This window comes from Streptomyces nigra, from assembly GCF_003074055.1.
Lineage (GTDB): Bacteria > Actinomycetota > Actinomycetes > Streptomycetales > Streptomycetaceae > Streptomyces > Streptomyces nigra.
On sequence record NZ_CP029043.1, the window covers coordinates 3142561 to 3163333 of the forward strand.

General features: G+C 72.7%; 19 protein-coding genes and 1 tRNA gene. 4 read left to right on the forward strand and 16 right to left on the reverse strand.

Annotated features, from left to right (window positions below; all coding sequences use genetic code 11):
• The first annotated feature begins 2 nt into the window (after positions 1–2).
• Positions 3–1469: a purple acid phosphatase family protein gene (locus tag DC008_RS14375; protein WP_108707330.1), complete on the forward strand. Its 1467-nt coding sequence runs from the start codon at positions 3–5 to the stop codon at positions 1467–1469.
• 14 nt (positions 1470–1483) lie between these two features.
• On the opposite strand, the gene DC008_RS14380 is transcribed toward DC008_RS14375, so the two are convergent.
• The 4 genes from DC008_RS14380 to DC008_RS14395 all read right to left on the reverse strand — a co-directional run bounded on the left by DC008_RS14380 (position 1484) and on the right by DC008_RS14395 (position 5896).
• On the reverse strand, positions 1484–2329 hold the full coding sequence (locus tag DC008_RS14380; RefSeq protein WP_108707331.1) for an EamA family transporter: 846 nt from the start codon (positions 2327–2329) through the stop codon (positions 1484–1486).
• Positions 2326–2826: a YbaK/EbsC family protein gene (locus DC008_RS14385; RefSeq protein ID WP_108707332.1), complete on the reverse strand. Its 501-nt coding sequence runs from the start codon at positions 2824–2826 to the stop codon at positions 2326–2328. The genes DC008_RS14380 and DC008_RS14385 overlap by 4 nt, the downstream gene beginning before the upstream one ends.
• A gap of 135 nt (positions 2827–2961) precedes the next feature.
• Positions 2962–5193, reverse strand: coding sequence for an MMPL family transporter (locus tag DC008_RS14390; protein ID WP_108707333.1), 2232 nt, complete (start codon positions 5191–5193; stop codon positions 2962–2964).
• 103 nt (positions 5194–5296) lie between these two features.
• The gene (locus DC008_RS14395) at positions 5297–5896 is read right to left on the reverse strand and encodes a TetR/AcrR family transcriptional regulator (RefSeq protein WP_055624875.1); all 600 of its coding nucleotides are present in this window, start codon (positions 5894–5896) and stop codon (positions 5297–5299) included.
• Between the two features lie 185 nt (positions 5897–6081).
• Between DC008_RS14395 and DC008_RS14400 the strand changes: the two genes are divergently transcribed.
• Positions 6082–9321 carry a S41 family peptidase gene (locus DC008_RS14400; protein WP_108707334.1) on the forward strand — a complete coding sequence of 1080 codons (3240 nt, stop codon included), beginning with the start codon at positions 6082–6084 and terminating at the stop codon, positions 9319–9321.
• Positions 9322–9403: 82 nt separating this feature from the next.
• Here DC008_RS14400 and DC008_RS14405 read toward each other — a convergent pair whose 3' ends face one another.
• The 4 genes from DC008_RS14405 to DC008_RS14420 form a co-directional block, all read right to left on the reverse strand.
• Positions 9404–9595: a hypothetical protein gene (locus DC008_RS14405; protein WP_338907719.1), complete on the reverse strand. Its 192-nt coding sequence runs from the start codon at positions 9593–9595 to the stop codon at positions 9404–9406.
• Between the two features lie 92 nt (positions 9596–9687).
• On the reverse strand, positions 9688–10572 hold the full coding sequence (locus DC008_RS14410) for an SDR family oxidoreductase (protein ID WP_108707335.1): 885 nt from the start codon (positions 10570–10572) through the stop codon (positions 9688–9690).
• Positions 10569–11486: an alpha/beta fold hydrolase gene (locus DC008_RS14415; protein WP_108707336.1), complete on the reverse strand. Its 918-nt coding sequence runs from the start codon at positions 11484–11486 to the stop codon at positions 10569–10571. The genes DC008_RS14410 and DC008_RS14415 overlap by 4 nt, the downstream gene beginning before the upstream one ends.
• Positions 11483–13000, reverse strand: coding sequence for a flavin-containing monooxygenase (locus DC008_RS14420; protein WP_108707337.1), 1518 nt, complete (start codon positions 12998–13000; stop codon positions 11483–11485). The genes DC008_RS14415 and DC008_RS14420 overlap by 4 nt, the downstream gene beginning before the upstream one ends.
• 131 nt (positions 13001–13131) lie before the next feature.
• Between DC008_RS14420 and DC008_RS14425 the strand changes: the two genes are divergently transcribed.
• Complete coding sequence (locus tag DC008_RS14425; protein ID WP_108707338.1) at positions 13132–13776, forward strand: MerR family transcriptional regulator; 645 nt, start codon at positions 13132–13134, stop codon at positions 13774–13776.
• 24 nt (positions 13777–13800) lie between these two features.
• Here DC008_RS14425 and DC008_RS14430 read toward each other — a convergent pair whose 3' ends face one another.
• Positions 13801–14604: an exodeoxyribonuclease III gene (locus DC008_RS14430; RefSeq protein WP_108707339.1), complete on the reverse strand. Its 804-nt coding sequence runs from the start codon at positions 14602–14604 to the stop codon at positions 13801–13803.
• Positions 14605–14681: 77 nt separating this feature from the next.
• Here DC008_RS14430 and DC008_RS14435 point away from each other — a divergent pair, with 77 nt between their 5' ends.
• Positions 14682–15158: a GNAT family N-acetyltransferase gene (locus DC008_RS14435; protein WP_108707340.1), complete on the forward strand. Its 477-nt coding sequence runs from the start codon at positions 14682–14684 to the stop codon at positions 15156–15158.
• A 126-nt stretch (positions 15159–15284) separates the two neighbouring features.
• Here DC008_RS14435 and DC008_RS14440 read toward each other — a convergent pair.
• The 7 genes from DC008_RS14440 to galU all read right to left on the reverse strand — a co-directional run bounded on the left by DC008_RS14440 (position 15285) and on the right by galU (position 20772).
• Positions 15285–15358: transfer RNA gene (locus tag DC008_RS14440), tRNA-Ala, on the reverse strand.
• A gap of 84 nt (positions 15359–15442) precedes the next feature.
• Entirely contained in the window at positions 15443–16624 is a 1182-nt protein-coding gene (gene sepX / locus DC008_RS14445; protein ID WP_108707341.1) for a divisome protein SepX/GlpR, read from the reverse strand.
• A gap of 184 nt (positions 16625–16808) precedes the next feature.
• Positions 16809–17444, reverse strand: coding sequence for a GNAT family N-acetyltransferase (locus DC008_RS14450; protein ID WP_108707342.1), 636 nt, complete (start codon positions 17442–17444; stop codon positions 16809–16811).
• A 20-nt stretch (positions 17445–17464) separates the two neighbouring features.
• On the reverse strand, positions 17465–17965 hold the full coding sequence (locus DC008_RS14455; protein WP_108707343.1) for a MogA/MoaB family molybdenum cofactor biosynthesis protein: 501 nt from the start codon (positions 17963–17965) through the stop codon (positions 17465–17467).
• Entirely contained in the window at positions 17962–18456 is a 495-nt protein-coding gene (gene moaC, locus DC008_RS14460; protein WP_055624886.1) for a cyclic pyranopterin monophosphate synthase MoaC, read from the reverse strand. The genes DC008_RS14455 and moaC overlap by 4 nt, the downstream gene beginning before the upstream one ends.
• A gap of 86 nt (positions 18457–18542) precedes the next feature.
• The gene (gene glp / locus DC008_RS14465) at positions 18543–19865 is read right to left on the reverse strand and encodes a molybdotransferase-like divisome protein Glp (protein ID WP_108707344.1); all 1323 of its coding nucleotides are present in this window, start codon (positions 19863–19865) and stop codon (positions 18543–18545) included.
• A 4-nt stretch (positions 19866–19869) separates the two neighbouring features.
• Positions 19870–20772: a UTP--glucose-1-phosphate uridylyltransferase GalU gene (gene galU / locus DC008_RS14470; protein WP_108707345.1), complete on the reverse strand. Its 903-nt coding sequence runs from the start codon at positions 20770–20772 to the stop codon at positions 19870–19872.
• Position 20773: the final 1 nt, after the last annotated feature.

The following is a 20773-nucleotide window of genomic DNA, read 5'->3' on the forward strand; positions in this document are numbered from 1 at the left end:
CCATGCGCTGCTGCTTCTCCGCCCATCTCCCCGCTCTCGCCGCCCTGTCGGCCCTGCCCGGCCCCGGTGAGGTGCTGCGCTCCGGGGCGCGGCTGGCCCCCGCCCTGCTGCGGTCGGCGGCCACGGCCCGCCGGCGCGCCCGCGCCGCGCACCCCGACGATCTGGCGGCCGTCCATCTGGAACTGGTCACGCTCACCGAGGACCGCGCGGTCGTCACCTGGTTCACCGGTGTCCCCGGCACCGACGACGGCGCGGGCCGCCCGCTGCCCGCCGTCACCGAGGGCGAGGTCGTCTACGGCACCCACCCGTCCCGGCTGAACCGGGTGGCGTCCGGCGGCCCGCCCACCGCCCACCACCAGGTCGAGCTCACGGGCCTGGAGCCGGGCCAGACGTACTACTACCAGGCGCGTTCGCGCGGGGTCACCGCGACGCCGACCTCGCTGCACCTGGTGCGCGGCAACGCGGTCGGCACCTCGGCGTTCGGGCTCGGCACCCGCGGCGGGCCGTACTCGTTCACGACCCCCCAGCCGCCGCCCGGCCGGCATCTGCTGTCCATCGCGCTCTGCAACGACCTGCACCTCGGCGAGACCACGGCCGGTCTGGTCGGCGGGCTGCCCCTGCTGCGCGGGGTGCTCCAGCAGCCGGGCCGGGAGCCGTATCCGGAGATCATGTCCCGGGCGCTGGTCGAGGAGGCCCGGCGACGCGGCGCCGACGTGCTGCTCGCCGGGGGCGACATCTCGGCCGGCGGTGCGGCGCACGACCTCGCCGAGGCCCGGCGCATCCTCGACGGGTTCGGCACGCGCGGGCGGGACTACTTCGTCGTACGCGGCAATCACGACCGTTCCGAGGAGGGCACCTTCGCCACCGCGTTCGTGGACGGCGACGGCCCCGGCTGGTTCGCACGCGACCTCGGCGGCCTGCGGGTCGTCGGCCTCGACACCTATGTCAGGACGGGCAACGGCGCGGACGCGGGCGGCCTCGGCCGGGAGCAACTGGCTTGGTTCCAGCAGCGGTTGAGGGAGCAGCCGGACCAGCCGACGCTGGTGTTCGGGCATCATCCGCTGACCGTGCGGGACTCGCTGTTCCCGGTGACGCGCGGGCACTGCCTGGACCGCCGGCAGGCCGGTTCCGTCCTCGACGCCTACGCGGACGCCCCGGGCGTCTTCCTGCACCACGCCGGCCACACGCACCGCAACAAGCGGACGGTGCTGGCGCGCGCCCCGCATGTCACCCAGCAGGAGGTCGCGGCGGCCAAGGAGTACCCGGGCGGCTTCACCCTGCTGCGCGTCCACTCCGGCGGCTTCGCCCTGAACCACTACAAGGCGGGCGCCCTGGCGGCCCGTCTTTGGAGCGAGCGCAGCCGGCGCGTGGCCGGGGGCCTGTGGCCGCACCACTCGCTGGGCCGCTCGGTCGCGGACCGCAACAGCGTGACGGTCCGTGACCTGTCGGGGATCACGGGCCGGCACTGATCCCTCCCGCCGAGTCACCCGGTGTGCAGCATCAGCCCGATCCCGGCGACCAGCAGGAACGCGGCCGCGATACGCGGCGCCCCGAAGCGCTCCTTGAAGAAGACGGCCCCGATGGCGGCGCCGACGATGATGGAGGACTCGCGCAGCGCCGCGACCGGCGCGAGTGCGGCCCGGGTCTGCGCCCACAGGACCAGGGCGTACGCGGTGACGGACAGGGCCGCGCCGAGCAGTCCCAGCCCCGCGTACGGGCGCAGCACGGCCAGGGCCGAGCCCCGCCGGCGCCACAGCGCGTACGCCGGGATGACCAGCCCTTCGAGCGTCATCAGCCAGGCGATGTAGCCGAGGGACGACCCGGACGCGCGGACACCGAGCCCGTCGAGCACGGTGTACGCGGCGATGCTCAGCCCGGTGGCGAGGGCGGCGCCGATCGCGGCCCAGTCCGGCCGGCGCCCGCGCAGCCCCCACAGGGCGACCCCGGTCAGGCCCGCGCAGGACAGGGCGATCCCGGTGGCCGCCCAGCCGTCCGGCACCTCGTGGGCGAAGACGGCGGCGAGGACGGCGACCACGAGCGGCGCGGTGCCCCGGGCGAGCGGGTAGGCCTGCCCGAAGTCACCGAGCCGGAAGGACGTCATCAGCAGCGCGAAGTACAGGACGTGGACGACCGCCGACGCCAGCAGATACGGCCAGGCGCCCGCCGCCGGGAACGTCCCGAAGGGCATCAGGGCGATCCCGATGAGCACCCCGCCGCCCGCGATGAGGGTGAACCCGACGAGCTTGTCGGTGATGCGGTGCGCGATGGCGTTCCAGCCGGCGTGGGTGACGGCGGCGAGCAGGACGGCGCCGGCGACCAGGGGCGTCACTGCTCGCGCACGTCGACGAGGGCGGCTCCGGCGTGGGTGATCAGGTCCTTGGGCCCGATGGGGAAGACGGTGTGCGGGTCCCCGGCGGCGGCCCACACCACGTCGTGCTCCAGCAGCGACCGGTCGGGGAGGACCCGGGTGCGGGTGCGGTGCCCGAAGGGCGGCACGCCCCCGATGACGTACCCGGTGGTCTCGCGGACGACGTCGGCCTTGGCGCGGGTGACCTTCCCGGCGCCGAGTTCCTGCCGCACCCGTTCGAGGTCGACCCGGGAGGCGCCGTCCATGAGCACCAGGACGGGGACGCCGTCGGCGGCGAAGATCAGCGACTTGCAGATCTCGCTGAGTTCGCAGCCGATCGCGGCGGCGGCCTCGGCGGCGGTGCGGGTGGCGTCCGGGAAGCGGCGGACGCGGGGCAGCAGTTCGCCGAGGCCCAGTTCGTGCAGGGCCTCGGCGAATCGGGGGTGGGCTCCGGAGCCCGGGTTGTCGGTCGTCGTCATGCACGGCACGCTAGCGGTGCGTGTACGGGCCACGCGAGGACGTTTCGCGGTCCGGACCGGCACGGCGGAAGGCCGGTGAGGGCGCCCCGTCCCCACGGAGCCCTCACCGGCCGGTCCCGGTCGGCCGCCCGCGTGTCAGACGAGGGCGGGCGCGCGGTCCGCGTCGGGGTCGGTGTCCTTGCCGTCCTCGGGGGTGCGCAGGCCCTCGCCCTCCACGTCCACGTTGGGCAGGGCGCGGTCCAGCCACTTCGGCAGCCACCAGGCCCGCTTGCCGAGCAGGGCGAGGACGGCCGGGACGATGGCCATGCGGACGACGAAGGCGTCGAAGAACACCGCGATCGCCAGGCCGAAGCCGATCATCTTGACCATGGACTCGCTGGAGCCGATGAACCCGGCGAAGACCGCCATCATGATCACCGCGGCGGCGGTGACGACCCGGGCGCCGTGCCGGAAGCCGGTGACGACGGCCTGGCTCGGCTTCTCGCCGTGGACGTACGCCTCGCGCATCCGGGTCACGAGGAACACCTCGTAGTCCATGGCGAGGCCGAACACCACGCCGACCATGAAGATCGGCATCATCGACATGACCGGTCCGGTCTCCTCGACGCCGAGCAGGCCCGCGAACCAGCCCCACTGGAAGACCGCGACGACCGCGCCGAGGGCGGCGAGCACGCTCAGCAGGAACCCGAGGGCGGCCTTGAGCGGGACGAGGACCGAGCGGAACACCACGATCAGCAGCAGGAAGGCCAGGCCGACCACCAGCGCCAGATACGGCAGCAGGGCGTCGTTCAGCTTCTGCGAGACGTCGATGTTCATCGCGGTCGAGCCGGTGACCAGGACGGTCGAGCCGGTGTCGGCCTGGATGCGGGCGCCCTCGTCGCGGATGGAGTGCACCAGGTCCTCGGTGGTGACCGACGACGGCTTGGCGTTCGGGATGACGGTGATGGTGGCGGTGTCGCCGGCCTTGTTGGGCGCGGCCGGCGTCACCGTGGCCACGTCGTCCAGCCGCTCGATGGTGTTGCCGACGTCGCCGAAGACGGCCTTCGGGTCGTCGGTGCCGCGGGCGTCGACCACGACCATCAGCGGTCCGTTGAAGCCGGGTCCGAAGCCGTCGGAGAGCAGGTCGTAGGCGCGGCGCTGGGTGGTGGACGTCGGCTGCGAGCCGTCGTCGCCGAGGCCGAGCTCCAGGGAGGTCGCGGGGACGGCGGCGGCGCCGAGGCCGAGCACTCCGAGCAGCAGCACGGCGACCGGGCGGCGGACGACGAAACTCGCCCAGCGGGTGCCCATGTTGGGCTTGGCGGTGCCGGCGGCGGCCTTGCGCTCGGCGCGCCGGCCGCCCATCCAGCGGCTCTTGGCACCGGCGGGCCGGACCCTGCGGCCGGCGTAGCCGAGCAGCGCGGGGATCATCGTCAGGGCGATCAGGACCGCGATGACGACGGTACCGGCGGCGGCGATGCCCATCTTGCTGAGCATCGGGATGTTGACGACGGACAGGCCGACCAGGGCGATGACGACGGTCAGTCCGGCGAAGACCACGGCGGATCCGGCGGTGCCCACGGCCCGTCCGGCGGCCTCCTCGCGGTCGCGGCCCTCGGCGAGTTCGGCCCGGTAGCGGGAGACGATGAACAGGGCGTAGTCGATGCCGACGGCGAGGCCGATCATCGTCGCCAGGGTCGAGGTCGTGGAGCCCAGCTCCAGCGCGCTCGCCAGGGCGGTGATCGTGGAGATGCCGATGCCGACGCCGATCAGGGCGGTCAGCAGCGGGAGCCCGGCCGCTATCAGGGAGCCGAAGGTGATGACGAGGACGACCGCGGCGATCGCGATGCCGATGACCTCGGTGGCCCCGGTCTCGGGGGTCGTCTGGAGGGCGTCACCGCCGACCTCGACGGTCAGTCCGGCGTCACGGGCGTGCTGCGCGGCGTCCTCGAGTGCCTCGCGCGAGGTGTCCTCCAGCTCCATGCCGGAGACCTTGTACTTCACGGAGGCGTACGCGGTCGTGCCGTCCTTGCTGACGGCGTTCGCGGTGTACGGGTCGGCGACGGAGGCGACCTCGGAGCCGTCGGACAGCTCCCGGACGGTGTCCTCCACGGCCGCCTTGCTGCCGGCGTCCGTCATCTTCCGGCCGTCCGGCGCCTTGAAGACGACCCGGGCGGTGGCGCCGTCGGCGCTCATCCCGGGGAACCGTTCGTCCAGCAGGTCGAAGGCCTTCTGCGCCTCGGTGCCGGGGATCGAGAAGGACGTGCTGCCCGCGCTCGGGGCGGTGGCCGCGCCGACGCCGGCGACGGCGAGCAGCGCGACCCAGATGAGGGCGACGAAATGGCGTCGCCTGAAGGCGAGCCGGCCGAGTTTGTACAGGAACGTGGCCACGAGGGCGTCTCCCGGTCAGGTCGTGGGTTGGTTCTGGGCAGGGGTGATCAGCCCGACGACGTGAGCGGTTACGTCAGGTAAGGGCTTGCGTGGGGAGGGCTCGTCAGCTGACGGGGACGCCGAGGGCGGGGAGGACGACGGCGTCGATGTAGGACGTGAGGAAGGCCTTCGTCGGCGGCCGGTCGTCGATCAGGGACCGGGTGGCGAAGGCGCCGATCAGCATGTGCACGACGTAGTCGAGCGCCGGGCGGTCGGGGCGGACCTCGCCGCGCTCGACGGCCCGCTGCAGGATCCGCCGGAACTCCTCCATCTCGGGTTCGATGAGGAGTTCCTTGAACGCCTGCAGGAGGTCGGGGTTGTTGTGCACCGCCATGAACAGACCCCGCATCAGCGCGGCGTTCTGCTGCATGGTGCAGTCGTCCTCCTGGGACGTCAGGGCGTGCAGGTCGCCCCGCAGGGACCCGGTGTCGATCTCGGAGACGTTGCCTGGCTTGTTGTGCCGGATCGCCTTGACCACCAGCTCCGGCTTGCCGCCCCACTGGCGGTAGAGCGTCGCCTTGCTGGACCGGGTGCGGGCGGCCACGGCGTCCATGGTGAGGGCGTCGTAGCCGACCTCCCGGAGGAGTTCGAGCACGGCCGCGTACAGCTCGGCCTCGCGCTCGGGGGTGATGCGGGAGCGCCGTGTCGTGGACACCTCGGTCATCGCTGCCACCCCTCTCCTCCGAACGATACGGTTTCGTACACCTAAGACGATAGCGCACCGCCCTAACGAAACGAAACGGTTTCGTTCGTGTTCTGGGGCACGCGCTCCTTTCGGCCATCGTGCGGCTCCGGATGGCCGGTATGTCACGAGTTGCCCCCTCCAGTCCCCGGGCGAAGCATGGGGAGGTGAGCTACCTGCGCCTACCGCATCTGAGCGGCGACCTGCTGTGTTTCGTGGCCGAGGACGACCTGTGGCTGGCCCCCCTCGACGCCCCGGGCCGAGCCTGGCGCCTCACCGTGGACCGCGCCAAGACCGGCCACCCCCGCTTCTCCCCCGGCGGCCGGCACATCGCGTACACGAGCTGGCGCACCCTCGTCCCCGAGATCCACCTCGTCCCCGTCGACGGCGGCGCCACCACCCGGCTCACCCACTGGGGCTCCGCCGACACCCAGGTCTGCGGCTGGACGCCGGACGGGGTGATCCTCGCCGTCGCCTCCCACGGCGAGCCCTTCTCCCACTACACGTTCGCCTACCAGGTACGCCCCGACGGCGAGCCCGGCCGCAAGCTCCCCTGGGGCCCCTGCTCCGACATCCAGGTCGCCGACTTCGACGGCGAGCGCCGCACCCTGCTGCTCACCGGCACCCCACCGCACGAACCGGCGTACTGGAAGCGGTACCGCGGCGGCGCCACCGGCCGGCTCTGGCTGCACTGCCGACGGCTGCTCGAAGGCCTCGACGGCCATCTGCACTCCCCGATGTTCGTCGGCGACCGCATCGCCTTCCTCTCCGACCACGAGGGCGTCGGCAACCTCTACTCCTGCGCCCACGACGGCTCCGACCTCCTCCGGCACACCGACCACGACGCCTTCTACGCCCGGCACGCGGCGAGCGACGGCACCCGCGTGGTGTACCAGTGCGCGGGCGACCTGTGGATCGTGGACGACCTCGCGGCCGGCTCCGAACCCCGCCGGCTCGACGTACGGCTCAGCGGCCCGGCGGCGGGCCGCCGCCCCTACCAGGTGCCGGCCGCCCAGCACGTCGACGGCGTCTCCGTGGACGAGACGGGTCGCGCGAGCGCCGTCGTCGTCCGGGGCAGCCTGTACTGGCTGACCCATCGCGACGGCCCCGCCCGCACCATCACCGACACCCCGGGCGTACGGGTCCGCCTCCCGGAGATGCTGGGCTCCGTCGGCCAGGTCGCCTACGTCACCGACGCGGACGGCGAGGACGCCGTCGAGATCGCCTGTCTGCCCCGGGCCACCGGCGACCGGGAGCCGCGCCGGCTGGCCTCCGGCGAGCTGGGCCGGGTCCTGGAGATGGTCGCCGACCCCCGCGGCGAACGGCTCGCGATCGCCGCCCACGACGGCCGGCTGCTCCTCCTCGACGCGACCGAGGACTCCAACGGGGAGGTCACCGAGCTCATCCGGTCCGTGAACGGACCCGTGCGCGACCTCGCCTTCTCCCCCGACGGCGGCTGGCTGACCTGGTCGCACCCCGGTATCGGCCGCACCCTGCGCCAGATCAAGCTGGCCCGGATGAAGGACCGGCTGATCGTCGACGTCACCGACGGCCGCTTCGAGGACGAGAACCCGGTCTTCACCCGCGACGGCCGCTATCTCGCGTTCCTGTCCTGGCGGGGCTTCGACCCGGTCTACGACGTGCACACCGGCGACCTGTCCTTCCCGCTGGGCTGCCGCCCCTACCTGGTCCCGCTCTCCTCGGCCACCCCCTCCCCGTTCGCCCTGACCCCGGAGGGCCGGCCCGCCGCCGGGGGCCTGGACCCGCTGGCCGACGACGAGGGCGGCGACCCCGGCACGACGACCGTGGAGACCGAGGGCCTCGCCAGCCGTGTCACCCCGTTCCCGGTGACCGCCTCCAAGTACTCGGCGCTGCACCCGGTCTCCGGCGGCGGACTGGTGTGGCTGCGCTGGCCGATCTCGGGCGCGCTCGGCGAGACCTTCGCCAACCCCGACGACATGACCGGCCGCCCCACCCTGGAGCACTTCTCCATCGGCAAGGCGAAGAAGACCGAACTGGTCGACCACCTCGACTGGTTCGCGGTCAGCGGCGACGGCACCCGGCTCGTCGTCGTCGACGAGGGCGACCTGCGGGCCGTCCCCGCCGGCGAGTCCGGCGACAGCGACAGCACGGTGTGGATCGACACCCGCCGCATCCTGCACGAGGTCGACCCGGCCGCGGAGTGGCGGCAGGCGTACGCCGAGGCCGGACGGCTGACCCGGGCGTACTTCTGGGACCCCGGCATGTGCGGCATCGACTGGGACGCCGTCCTCGACCAGTACCGCCCGCTCGTCGAACGCGTCGCCACCCCCGACGAGTTCGCCGACCTGCTCCGCGAGGTGCTGGGCGAGCTCGGCACCTCCCACGCCTATGTCACGGCCGCCCGCCGCAACGAGGGCCCACCGCACTACCAGCGCCGCCAGGGCCTGCTCGGCGCCAACCTCGTACGCCGTGAGAACGGCTGGGCGGTCCGGCGCATCCTGCCCGGCGACTCCTCCGACTCCAAGGCCCGCTCCCCGCTGGCCGGCACCGGCATCCGCGAGGGCGCCGTGCTCACCCATGTCGACGGCCGCCCCGTCGACCCCCACACCGGGCCGTACCCGCTGCTCGCCGGAGCCGGCGGCACCACGGTGGAGCTGACCTTCACCCCGGCCGAGGGCGTCGCGGGCCGCGCGCGCCGCGTCGCCGTCGTCCCCCTCGTCGACGAACGCCCGCTGCGCTACCAGGACTGGGTCACCAAACGCCGGGCCGTCGTACGGGAACTCAGCGGCGGACGCTGCGGCTATCTGCACATCCCCGACCTCGGCGGCTCGGGCTGGGCGCAGTTCAACCGGGACCTGCGCATGGAGATGTCCCGGCCCACGCTCATCGTGGACGTGCGCGGCAACGCGGGCGGCCACATCAGCGAGCTCGTCGTGGAGAAGCTGACCCGGACCATCCTCGGCTGGGACCTCACCCGCAACGCCCAGCCGGTGTCGTACGCCTCCGACGCGCCCCGCGGCCCGATCGTCGCCCTCGCCGACGAGGCGACGTCCTCCGACGGCGACATGATCACCGCCGCGTTCAAGCTGCTGCGCCTCGGACCGGTCGTCGGGCAGCGCACCTGGGGCGGGGTCGTCGGCATGACGGGCCGTCACCGGCTCGGCGACGGGACGGTGATCACCGTGCCGATGAACGCGGCCTGGTTCGACGCCTACGGCTGGTCCGTCGAGAACAAGGGAGTCGCCCCCGACGTCGAGGTCCTGCGCACCCCCCTGGACTGGGCGGAGGGCCGTCACGCCCAGCTCGCCGACGCCGTCGAACTCGCCCTGGAACTCCTGGAGTCCCACCCGGCGGCGACACCCCCGGACTACTCCCACGTACCGGACCGGTCCCGTCCGAAGCTCCCGCCGCGGCCGGCTTCGTAGGCCGTGCGCTCCCAGGCCGTGCACGCGAACGCGGGGCACCCACCAGAGCCGGGGGCACCCCGCGTTTCAGCGAACCGACGGACTACCGGTCGTAGTCGAGGTCGAAGCGCTCGTCTTCCTCACGCTCACGCATGCGCTCGGGCTCCTCGTCACGCTGCGGGCGCTGCGGCGGACGGCCCCGCTCCGGCTGCTCCTGCGGACGGCGCTCCTGCTGCCCGTGCTGGCGCGCACGCTCCTGGAGCTGCTCGGACTTCTCCTTGAACTGGTCCTTCATGCCCATGTGGGTTCACTCCCGTAGTGGGTCGGATCGGCCCCTCGCTGGGGCCTCGACCAGATTCACACGGGCGATAACCCTGCGCATGTCGATCAGTCACGCCGTGTAGTCCTCGCCTCCTCGTCGGCCGCGCCGCCCGCCCCGACCAGGCCCGTCCGCATGCCGTCGAGCCGGTCCGCGAACCGCCGCATCTCCCGCTGCCCGACCGTCCCGATGAGCGCCGGCAGATACCCGCGCACCCCCTGCATCCCGCGCAGCCACCACTGCCCGTACACATGGCTGGAGCGCCGCTCGATCCCGGCCACGATCCGGTCCACCGCCGGGCCCAGCGGATACGTCTTGTTCGACGGCCACGGCAGCCGCTGCCTCAACTCCCGCATCACATCGTGCTGGTCGGCGCCGCGCACCATGTCGGTGTCCGTCCACGACAGATAGCCGACGCCCACCCGCACGCCCTTGTAGCCGACTTCGGCCCGCAGACTGTGCGCGTACGCCTCCACACCGGACTTGGACGCGCAGTACGCCGTCATCATCGGCGCCGGCGTGATCGCGGCGAGCGAGGCGATCTGCAGCAGATACCCGCGGCTCTCCATCAGCACCGGCAGGAAGGCCCGCGCCGTCACCGCCGACCCGATCAGATTGACCTCGATGACCCGCCGCCAGGACTCCGGGTCGGACTCGACGAACGGCCCCCCGGTCGCCACACCGGCGTTGGCGACCACGATGTCGACCTTCCCGAACCGCTCCTTGACCTCCTGAGCGACCCGCGCCATCGCCTCGTGGTCGGTGACGTCCGCGTACCAGTGGTCGCTGTCGCCGTGCAGCCGCTCGGAGACCTGCTTGAGCGCGTCCCGCTCCAGCCCCACCAGCGCCACCGACGCGCCCCGCGCGGACAGCTTGCGCGCGAGCAGCTCACCGACCCCGCGCGCCGCACCGGTGACGACGGCGACCTGGCCCTCAAGGCTCACCCTGCTCATGCACCCTCCTTGACCTGCGTGTACGTCGTGACGAGTTCGCGTATCTTCCCGGTGACCAGCTCGGGCGCCTCGATGGGCGTCATGTGGCCGAGCCCCGGAAGCTCGGTCACGCCGACACAGTTCGGCAGCGCCTCGGCCAGCGAGCGGGCGTGCACCGGCGGAGTGAGCCGATCGGCCGTACCGACGACCACCGCCGCCGGGACCGTCAACTCCCGTATGCCGTGGCCGAGATCGAGCAGGGACAGCACCCGCGACCAGGCGTGCCGCACGGTCCGCGGGCAGGCGTGCACGATCCGCGCGCACGCCTCGACCATCTCGGGAGCCGAACGCGGGCCCATCGTCGCGTACTTCAGGACCGCCCGGGCGGCCGCCGTGACCGGGCCGAGCGGCGCCCGCGACCCGAGCAGCCGCCCGGTCAGCCAGGTCCGCAGCCGGCCCGCCCGCAACGGCAGCACCGTCGACTCGGCGACCAGCCGGGACGCGCCCGTGCTGCACAGCAGGACGGCGGCCGCGTGCTCCCGGAAGGCCGGGCGGGCGGCTGCGGCCATCACCGTCATCCCACCCATCGAGTGCCCGGCTATGACGGCCCTCTCGCCGGGGGCGAGCGTGGCCTTCAGAACGGCTTCCAGGTCGTCCGCGAGCCCGTCCGTGCTGCACACCGCGGCGGCCGGGCTGCGCCCGTGACCGCGCTGGTCATAGGCGACGACCCGGTGGTCCACGGCCAGGGCGCGGATCTGCGCCGCCCAGAAGGCCGTCGAGCAGGTCCAGCCGTGCGCGAGGACGACGGCCGGCGCGCCCTCCGGGCCGTGCACCTCCACATGCAGCCGCGCCCCGTCGGCGGACTCCACCGTCAGCTCCCTGACGGGCACGGGCGGGGCGTACGGCCCCTCGGCGACACTCGTCGCGCGGCTCACGCGGACACCTCCGCGCTCTCGCCGCTCTGCGCGCGCTCCGGCTCCGCGGGCCGTACGACGGCGTACTCCGCGAGATCCACCCGGCGGGTCGCCCGCCGGAACTCCGCGGTCGTCCCCGGCCAGATGGTGGTGTTGCGGCCCTGCGCGTCCAAATACCAGCTGGTGCAGCCGCCCGTGTTCCACACCGTCCGCGCCATCCGCTGCTGCACCCGGCGGTTCCAGGCGTGCACCGCGCTCGGCCTGGCGTCCAGCGCCACCCGCCCGCCCAGGACGTCGAGTTGGCGCACGAAGTCCGCCATGTAGTTCAGCTGGGACTCGATCATCAGGATCATCGACGAGTTCCCCAGGCCCGTGTTGGGCCCGATGATGGTCATCCAGTTCGGGAACCCGGCGGCGGACGCGCCGCGCAGCGCCTCCATCCCGCCCTTCCACGTCTCGGCGAGCGTCTTGCCCTCCGCACCGACCACCCGCTCGGCGATGGGCATGTCGGTGACGTGGAACCCGGTGCCGAACACGATCGCGTCGACCTCGGCCTCGCTGCCGTCGGCGGCCACGAGCGTCGAGCCCCTGATCTCACTGAGCCCGCCGGCGACGACATCCACGTTGGGCTGGGCGAGCGCCGGGTAGTACGAGCTGCTCAGCAGGATCCGCTTGCAGCCGATGCGGTAGTCAGGGGTCAGCTTGGCCCGCAACTCCGGGTCCTTGATCGCCCGGCCCATGTTCCGCTTGGCCAGCCCCTCGATGAAGCCCAGCTCGTTCGGATGCTTGGTGAACGCCTGCACCTGGAGCTCCCGGATGCCCCACAGCACCCCCCGGCGCAGCCGGCTGGTGAACGGCAGTGCCCGGTGCAGCGAGCGCTCCACCCCGCTGACGGCCCGGTCCATGCGCGGCATCACCCACGGCGGGGTCCGCTGGAAGAGGGTGAGCCGCTCCACCTCGGGCTGGATCGACGGCACGATCTGGATGGCGGACGCGCCCGTGCCGACCATCGCGACGCGCTTGCCGCGCAGGTCGTAGTCGTGGTCCCAGCGCGCCGAGTGGAACACCTTGCCGGGGAACGAGGCCAGACCCGGGATCTCGGGGATCTTCGGGTCGGACAGCGGCCCGGTGGCGGAGACGACGAGATCGGCGGAGAGCTCGCCCCGGCTGGTCTCGATGTCCCAGCACAGCCGCTCGCCGTTCCACGTCATCCGCTTCACCTCGGTGTCGAAGCGGATGTGCGGCCGCAGCCCGAAGGTGTCGGTGACGTGCTCCAGATAGGCGCGGATGTGCTCCTGCCCGGAGAAGGTGCGCGGCCAGTCCGGGTTGGGCGCGAACGAGAAGGAGTACAGATGGGACGGAACGTCGCAGGCGCAGCCCGGATAGCTGTTGTCCCGCCAGGTGCCGCCGACGCTGCCGGCGCGCTCCAGGACGACGAAGTCCGTGACGCCCTCGCGCCGCAGCCGTACGGCCGCTCCCAGCCCGCCGAACCCGGACCCGACCACCGCGACCCGCACATGTTCGCGTTCGGCCATGCGTGTGCCTCCCTGCTCCACCGGAACCATGCCAGTGAACACTGGCATGGTGGGGAGCGTAGAGCAGCCGCGTACCGACCGGTAGGGGGCGGCCCACGAAAGTTACCCACGGTACGAACTAAGGTGCCCCAGTGACCGAGAAGCGTGAGTACCGCATGGAGGAGCTGGCCCGGCTGGCCGGCATCACGGTCCGCACCCTGCGCTTCTACCGCGAACGCAAGCTCATCCCGCCGCCCCGCCGCGAGGGCCGTATCGCCTGGTACGACGACCACCACCTGGCCCGCCTGCGCACCATCGCGGCCCTCCTGGAACGCGGCCACACCCTCACCGGCATCGCCGAACTCGCCGAGGCCCTCGACCACGGCCGCGACGTCGCCGACGTCCTCGGCGTCACCCCCACCGAGGAGGAGCCCGTCCGCCTCACCCCCGAGGAACTCGCCGCCCGCTTCGAGGGCCAGGTCACCCCCGAGAACCTCGCCGCCGCCCTCGACCTCGGCTACCTCGGCACCGACGGCGACGAGATCGTCCACATCAGCCGCCGCCTGCTCGACGTCTCCTCGGCCCTCGTCCGCGAGGGCATCCCCCTAGCCGAGGTCCTCACCGCCGGCCGCCGCGTCCGCGAACACGTCGACGCCATGGCCGACATGTTCGCCGACCTGGTCCTGCGCCACGCCGACGAGTCCGACCTCCCCCGCCTGCGCCCCCTGGCCCGCAGCGTCGTCGAGGCCGAACTCTCCCTGGCCCTGGACCGCAGACTGCGCAAGCAGAGCGACTAAGGGCTGTCCCTGACGGGACAGCCCTTAGCTCCCGTAGACCACCGTGACGGGCGCGTGGTCCGACCAGCGCTCACCGTGGGTGGCGGCCCGCTCGACGTACGCCTTGAGCGCCCGCCCCGCGAGCCCCCGCGTCGCGGCATGGAGGTCGATCCTCCATCCTGTGTCGTTATCGAACGCCCGCCCCCGGTACGACCACCACGAGTACGGTCCGTCCACGTCCGGATGCAGGGCGCGGACCACGTCGACGTAGCCGCCCTCCGCCGGGTCGAACACACGGGTCAGCCAGGCGCGTTCCTCGGGGAGGAAGCCGGAGCTCTTCTGGTTGCCGCGCCAGTTCTTCAGGTCGGCCCTGTCGTGCGCGATGTTCCAGTCGCCGCAGACCAGGACCTCGCGGCCGTCGGCGGCGGCGCGTTCGCGCAGGTCCTTGAGGTGGGCCAGGAACTCGGTCATGAAGCGGTACTTCTCGTCCTGCCGCTCGGTGCCGACCTCGCCCGAGGGGAGGTAGAGGGAGGCGATCGTCACACCCGGCAGGTCGACCTCCGCGTAGCGGCCACTGGCGTCGAACTCGGTCGAGCCGAAGCCGACCCGCACCCGGTCGGGTTCCCGGCGTGTGTAGAGGGAGACGCCGGCGCGACCCTTGGCGGCGGCGGGTGCGTGCAGGACGTGCCAGCCCTCGGGGGCACGGACGTGCTCGGGCAGCTGCTGAGGCTCGGCCCGGACCTCCTGGAGGCACACCACATCGGCGTCGGTCGCGGCCAGCCACTCCACGAAGCCCTTCTTCGCGGCGGCCCGGAGCCCGTTCACATTCACAGAGGTCACAGTCAGCACCCGGGCACTTTACCGGCACACTGGACGCTGTCCGATTCTGGAATGTCCCGATCTTGAATTGATATACGGTATACAGCATGCATATTCGCCCGGTTCCCTTCGACCACCCCGACGCGGTCAAGCTCAACGATCAGGTCCAGGCCGAGTACGCCGTCCGCTACGGCGACGGCGGCGACGAGACACCGCTCGCAGCGGCCGACTTCGCGCCGCCGCGCGGCCTGTACCTGATCGCGTACGACGCGCTCGGCGTGCCGGTCGCCTCCGGCGGCTGGCGCTCGCAGGACGAGAACGGCGAGGGCAACCAGGACGGCGACGCCGAGCTGAAGCGCATGTACGTGGTCGAGGACATGCGCGGGCGCGGGATAGCGCGGCGCGTCCTGGCGGCGCTGGAGGAGGACGCCCGGGCGGCGGGCCGCCGGCGGATGGTGCTGGAGACCGGTGCGAAGCAGCCGGAGGCGGTGGCCCTCTACACGTCCAGCGGCTACGAGCCGTGCGAGAAGTTCGGCTACTACCGCTTCCACGAACTGAGCCTGTGTTACGCCAAGGCCCTGTGAGGACCGGCACACGCGCGGCGGGTGAGCGGGGGTCAGACCCCGCCGCCCGCCGCCCCTTTTGACCCGTCGGCCTCAGGACATGCCAAAGCCCCGGTCGGGATATCCCTACCGGGGCTTTGAGCTGCGTGGACCTGAGGGGATTTGAACCCCTGGCCCCCTCGATGCGAACGAGGTGCGCTACCGGACTGCGCCACAGGCCCTTGCAACGAGTGAAACTTTAGCACCCCGATCGGGGTGCTCGGAAATCCGTTGCCGGGCGGCCGGCCGGCCGCGCCGGAGGGCCGTCACTCGTTGGCGGCGCGCGGCCGGTCGCCGTCCTCGTACTGGTCGAACAGCGGTGTGCGGCCCCGTTCACGGGCCCGGCGGGCGGACGCGGCCCGGCGGGCGTCGCTGCGCTCGTCCCCATCGGCGCGGTCGTCCTCGGGCGCGGCGGAGGCGTCGGCGGCGGCCGGGGCCTCGTGCTCGTGGCCGACGGCGCTGGAGCGGGCCGAGCTCCACGCGTCCGGTGCGCCGAGGTCGACGTCGGAGGTGGCGCGCGGCGCGACCGGCGCGGTCACGTAGGTGGGCAGCGGGACGGGGACCGGGTCCCAGCTGTCGCCGTGCCCGGGGCGGCGCTGGCGTTCGCGCTGCTGGTCGACCCACTCGGCGTGGTCGGTCTGCTCGACGAGGGCGCGCCGGTCGGCGGCGAGCGCGGAAAGGTCGGTGCCGGTGTCTGGTCCGGACCCTTCGTCGGACTCGGGGGCGCCGGGCGCGGCGTCGCCGGGTCCGCGGCGGCGGTTCTGCCGGGCGTGTTCACGCAGCCGCTGCGCTGCGGCCTCGGCGCGGCGCCGGTCCATCTGGTAGGCGAAGCGGCGGCGCTCCTGGGACCGCAGATACGCGATGTATCCGCTGAGCAGGACGGCGGGGACGCCGGGTGCCCACAGGAAGGCGAGTCCGCCGACGGCGGCGACGATCGCGCCGAGGGTGAACGCGAGGAAGAGGACGACGGTGGTGCGCCGGCGGCGCGCGAGCACCTTCAGGCGCCGGGCCCGTGCTGCGGCCGCCTCCTCGGAGGGGGACCGCCGGGGGGCCGGCACGCGCTTGCGGGCCTTGGCGTCGGCGTCCCGGGGGGTGTCGCGGGCGGGTTCGGGGCGGGCCGGTTCCGGGCGGGCGGGTGCCGGGGCCGGTGCCGCCGCCTGGGTCTGCGGACGGGTCGGGGGTACGGCGAAGGCCCGGACGTCCACCGACTCGGTGACGTCGTCCGGGTCGTCCGCGCCGGGCTCCCCCTCGACGGTGGAGCGGGCGCGCAGGTCCTTGGCGTACCGGCGCTCCATGCCCGCCCGTCCGGACAGCAACCGGATGGCCGTGCTGAAGCGTTCCGTCGGACGGGCCTCGTTCAGCTCGTCCTGCCTACGGAGCCACATCGGCACCAGGTAGGCGGCCCAGGCCCCGACGATGACTGCGTAGATGAGGCCGCTGCTGCTCACGTCTCACACGGTAGAGGGGTTTGCATGAGGCCATCCGCCAATTGAGCCGGTGTGTCGCACGATCTGGCTGATATTTCGAACTTTTTTTGTGACCGATGCGATCAGCTGCCCGCCGAGGCCGCGAATTTGATGCCCTCAGCCGGTCATCCGCCGATCAATTTCGAACACTTATTCAATTCCGGGGTTACGCGGGATTCCCCTGTGTGTTGCGCGGCCCGGAGGGCGGGCCGGCCTGCGCACGGGTGCGGTGCCAGCGGCCGAGCAGTCCGTCGGGGACCTCTTCCGCGGTGAGCGCGAACACGAGGTGGTCGCGCCAGGCTCCGTCGATGTGGAGATAACGCGGACGCAGTCCCTCTTCGCGGAATCCGAGTTTCTCCACGACCCGGCGGCTGGGCCCGTTCTCGGGGCGAATACAGACCTCGATGCGGTGCAGACCGACGGTGCGGAAGCAGTGGTCGACGACGAGGGCGACGGCGGTCGGCATGACGCCGCGGCCCGCCACGGACTCGTCCACCCAGTAGCCGACGTGCCCGGAGCACATCGAACCCCAGGTGATCCCGGCGACCGTCAACTGCCCGACGAGCCGCCCCTGGTACTCGATGACGAACGGCAGCATCCGGCCGGCGTTCGCCTCGGACCGCAGATGGCGCACCATCTGCCGGTAGGTGGGCCGGTGCACGATCGGCCCGCTGGGGGTGGGGGGCGGGATCGTCGCCTCCCAGGGCCGCAGCCAGTCGCGGTTGCGGCGGTTGACCTCGCGCCAGGCCCGCTGGTCGCGCATCTTTATCGGCCGCAGGACGATGTCGCCGTCCCGCAGCACGACGGGCCAGGATGGGCTGTTCAGCTCGCACCCCCACTGCTCGGTCCGGGGTGGTCGCCGCCGCGCAGCTGGTCGACGGCGTGGATCAGGAGGGGTTCGAGGACGGCCAGGCCGTCCTTCACCCCTCCGGTGGAGCCGGGCAGGTTCACGATCAGGGTCCGTCCGGCGACGCCGGCGAGACCCCGTGACAGGGCGGCGGCGGGCACCTTGTCCCGGCCGTACGCCCGGATCGCCTCCGCGATGCCCGGGACCTCGCGGTCGATCACCGCGCGGGTGGCCTCGGGGGTGCGGTCGGTGGGCGAGATGCCGGTGCCGCCGGTGGTGACGACGACGTCGTACCCGTCCTCGGCCCCGGTGCGCAGGGCGGCCTCGACGGGGTCGCCGTCCGGGACGACCCGGGGGCCGTCGACGGTGAACCCGAGGCGCTTCAGGCCGTCGGCGATCAGCGGTCCGCCCCGGTCCTCGTAGACCCCGGCGGCGGCCCGGTTGGAGGCGGTGACCACGAGAGCGCGATACGTCATGCCCGGCTCCAGTCGCCCGACTTCCCGCCCGTCTTCTGCTCCACCCGTACGTCCGTGATGACCGCTCCCTTGTCGACCGCCTTGACCATGTCGATCACGGTGAGCGCGGCGACGGTGACCGCGGTCAGGGCCTCCATCTCGACGCCCGTGCGGTCCGTGGTCTTCACGGTGGCCAGGATCTCCACGGCGTCGTCCGCGACCGACAGGTCCAGTTTCACACCGGAGAGCGCGAGCGGGTGGCACAGCGGGATGAGGTCCGGGGTGCGTTTGGCGCCCATGATGCCCGCGATCCGGGCGGTGGCGAGGGCGTCGCCCTTGGGCATCCCCTCGCCCCGCAGCAGCTCGACCACGCGCGGTGAGACGAGGACGCGTCCGCTCGCGCGGGCGGTGCGCGCGGTGACGTCCTTGCCGGAGACGTCGACCATCCGAGCGGCGCCCGCTTCGTCGAGGTGCGTGAGGTGGTCCTGCTCGGGTGGGTTCTGCGTGCTCATGCTGGTGTGGCGCTCCCGGTCCGGGCCCGTCGCGGTGCGGCGCACGGGCCTGCTGTGCGCGACACGGTACCGCCAACCCGGGGCGGTCAGCCGAGCAGGACCACCTCGACCTCGCTGCCCGGTTCGACGCTCTCGACGTCCTCGGGGACGACGATCAGCGCGTCCGCGTGCGCGAGGGCGGCGACCAGATGCGATCCGGCGCCGCCGACGGGACGCACCTCGCCGTCGGTGTGGCTGCCGCGCAGGAACTGTCTGCGTCCCTTGGGCGAGGTGAGCGCCTTGTCGGCGACGAGGGTGGCCCGGGTGCGGGGCCGGTGCACATCGGTCAGGCCCATCAGGGCGCGGATCGCGGGGCGCACGAACAGCTCGAAGGAGACGTACGACGACACCGGGTTGCCGGGCAGGGCGAGCAGCGGGGTGTGATCGGGGCCGATCGAGCCGAAGCCCTGCGGTTTGCCGGGCTGCATGGCGAGCTTGCGGAACTCGACGCCGCTGCCGGGCTCGTCCTCGTCGCCGGCGTGGGACAGCGCCTCCTTGACGACGTCGTACGCGCCGACGCTGACGCCGCCGGTGGTGACCATGAGGTCGGCGCGGACCAGCTGGTCCTCGATGGTGTCGCGCAGTGTCTCGGCGTCGTCGGCGACCGCGCCGACGCGGTAGGCGATGGCGCCGGCGTCGCGGGCGGCGGCGGTGAGGGCGAAGCTGTTGGAGTCGTAGATCTGCCCGGTCGCGAGCTGCTCGTCGGGCTGGACGAGTTCGCTGCCGGTGGACATGACGACGACGCGGGGGCGCGGGCGGACCCGGACCGTGCCGCGGCCGATGGCGGCGAGCAGGGCGATCTGCGGCGGGCCGAGGACGGTGCCGGCCTCCAGGGCGCGGTCGCCGGCCTTGACGTCGCTGCCCGCGGCGCGCACATGGGCGCGCGCCTCGGCGGGCCGGTGGATCTGTACGGTGCCGGCGGCGCCCTCGGGGGCCTGGCTGCGGGCGCGCATCCCGGTGACGGGGCCCTCGCCGAGCCCTCCGTCGGTCCACTCCACGGGGACGACGGTCTCGGCGCCGGGCGGCAGCGGGGCGCCGGTCATGATGCGGACGGCCTGGCCGGGACCGACGTGGAGCTGGTCGGCCTGGCCCGCCGCGGCGTCCCCGACGACCTCCAGGACGGCCGGGAACTCCTCGCTCGCGCCCGCGACGTCCGCGACCCGTACCGCGTACCCGTCCATGGAGCTGTTGTCGAACGGCGGCAGCGAGACCGGCACCGTGACGTCCTCGACCAGGACGCAGCCCTGGGCGTCGAGGAGCTGCAGCTCGATGGGTTCCAGGGGGCGGACGGTGGCGAGGATGTCCTGAAGGTGTTCGTCCACGGACCAGAGCTGGTCGTGGCCGGCGGGACGGGGCGCGGCGGTGCTCAACTCGCTACATCTCCTCGGCTACGTAACTGCGAAGCCAGGTCCGGAAGTCCGGGCCCAGGTCTTCACGTTCGCATGCGAGTCTGACAATGGCACGCAGGTAGTCGCCCCGGTCGCCGGTGTCATAGCGGCGGCCCTCGAAGACGACGCCGTGCACGGGGCCGCCGACCTTCTCGTCCGCGGCCAACTGCTGGAGGGCGTCGGTCAGCTGGATCTCGCCGCCGCGACCGGGCTCCGTCTTGCGGAGTATGTCGAAGATGTGCGGGTCGAGGACGTAGCGCCCGATGATGGCGTAGTTCGACGGGGCGTCGGCCGCGGCCGGCTTCTCGACGAGGTCGTGGACCTTGACGACGTCTCCCTCGTCGGTGGGGTCGACGGCGGCGCAGCCGTAGAGGTGGATCTGCTCGGGCGCGACCTCCATCAGGGCGACGACGCTGCCGCCGTGCTGCTCCTGCACCTCGACCATCCGCTTGAGCAGGGGGTCGCGGGGGTCGATCAGGTCGTCGCCGAGGAGGACCGCGAAGGGCTCGTGGCCGACGTGCGGGGCCGCGCAGAGCACGGCGTGGCCGAGGCCCCGGGGGTCGCCCTGGCGCACGTAGTGCATGGTGGCGAGGTCGCTGGACTCCTGCACCTTGGCGAGGCGTTCGGCGTCGCCCTTCTTCTGCAGGGCGGACTCGAGTTCGTAGTTGCGGTCGAAGTGGTCCTCGAGCGGCCGCTTGTTGCGGCCGGTGATCATGAGGACGTCGTCGAGGCCCGCCGAGACGGCCTCTTCGACCACATACTGGATCGCGGGCTTGTCGACGACCGGCAGCATCTCCTTGGGAGTCGCCTTGGTGGCCGGCAGGAAGCGGGTTCCTAGACCCGCTGCGGGGATGACAGCCTTGGTGATCCGAGGGTGGGACTGAGTCATG

Excerpts from the sequence above, each read along its gene's own strand:
- DC008_RS14375 (WP_108707330.1), top strand. The coding sequence starts at position 3 with ATGCGCTGCTGCTTCTCCGCCCATCTCCCCGCTCTCGCCGCCCTGTCG.
- DC008_RS14385 (WP_108707332.1), bottom strand. The coding sequence starts at position 2,826 with ATGACGACGACCGACAACCCGGGCTCCGGAGCCCACCCCCGATTCGCC.
- DC008_RS14395 (WP_055624875.1), bottom strand. The coding sequence starts at position 5,896 with ATGACCGAGGTGTCCACGACACGGCGCTCCCGCATCACCCCCGAGCGC.
- DC008_RS14405 (WP_338907719.1), bottom strand. The coding sequence starts at position 9,595 with ATGAAGGACCAGTTCAAGGAGAAGTCCGAGCAGCTCCAGGAGCGTGCG.
- DC008_RS14410 (WP_108707335.1), bottom strand. The coding sequence starts at position 10,572 with ATGAGCAGGGTGAGCCTTGAGGGCCAGGTCGCCGTCGTCACCGGTGCG.
- DC008_RS14420 (WP_108707337.1), bottom strand. The coding sequence starts at position 13,000 with ATGGCCGAACGCGAACATGTGCGGGTCGCGGTGGTCGGGTCCGGGTTC.
- DC008_RS14435 (WP_108707340.1), top strand. The coding sequence starts at position 14,682 with ATGCATATTCGCCCGGTTCCCTTCGACCACCCCGACGCGGTCAAGCTC.
- DC008_RS14455 (WP_108707343.1), bottom strand. The coding sequence starts at position 17,965 with ATGACGTATCGCGCTCTCGTGGTCACCGCCTCCAACCGGGCCGCCGCC.
- moaC (WP_055624886.1), bottom strand. The coding sequence starts at position 18,456 with ATGAGCACGCAGAACCCACCCGAGCAGGACCACCTCACGCACCTCGAC.
- galU (WP_108707345.1), bottom strand. The coding sequence starts at position 20,772 with ATGACTCAGTCCCACCCTCGGATCACCAAGGCTGTCATCCCCGCAGCG.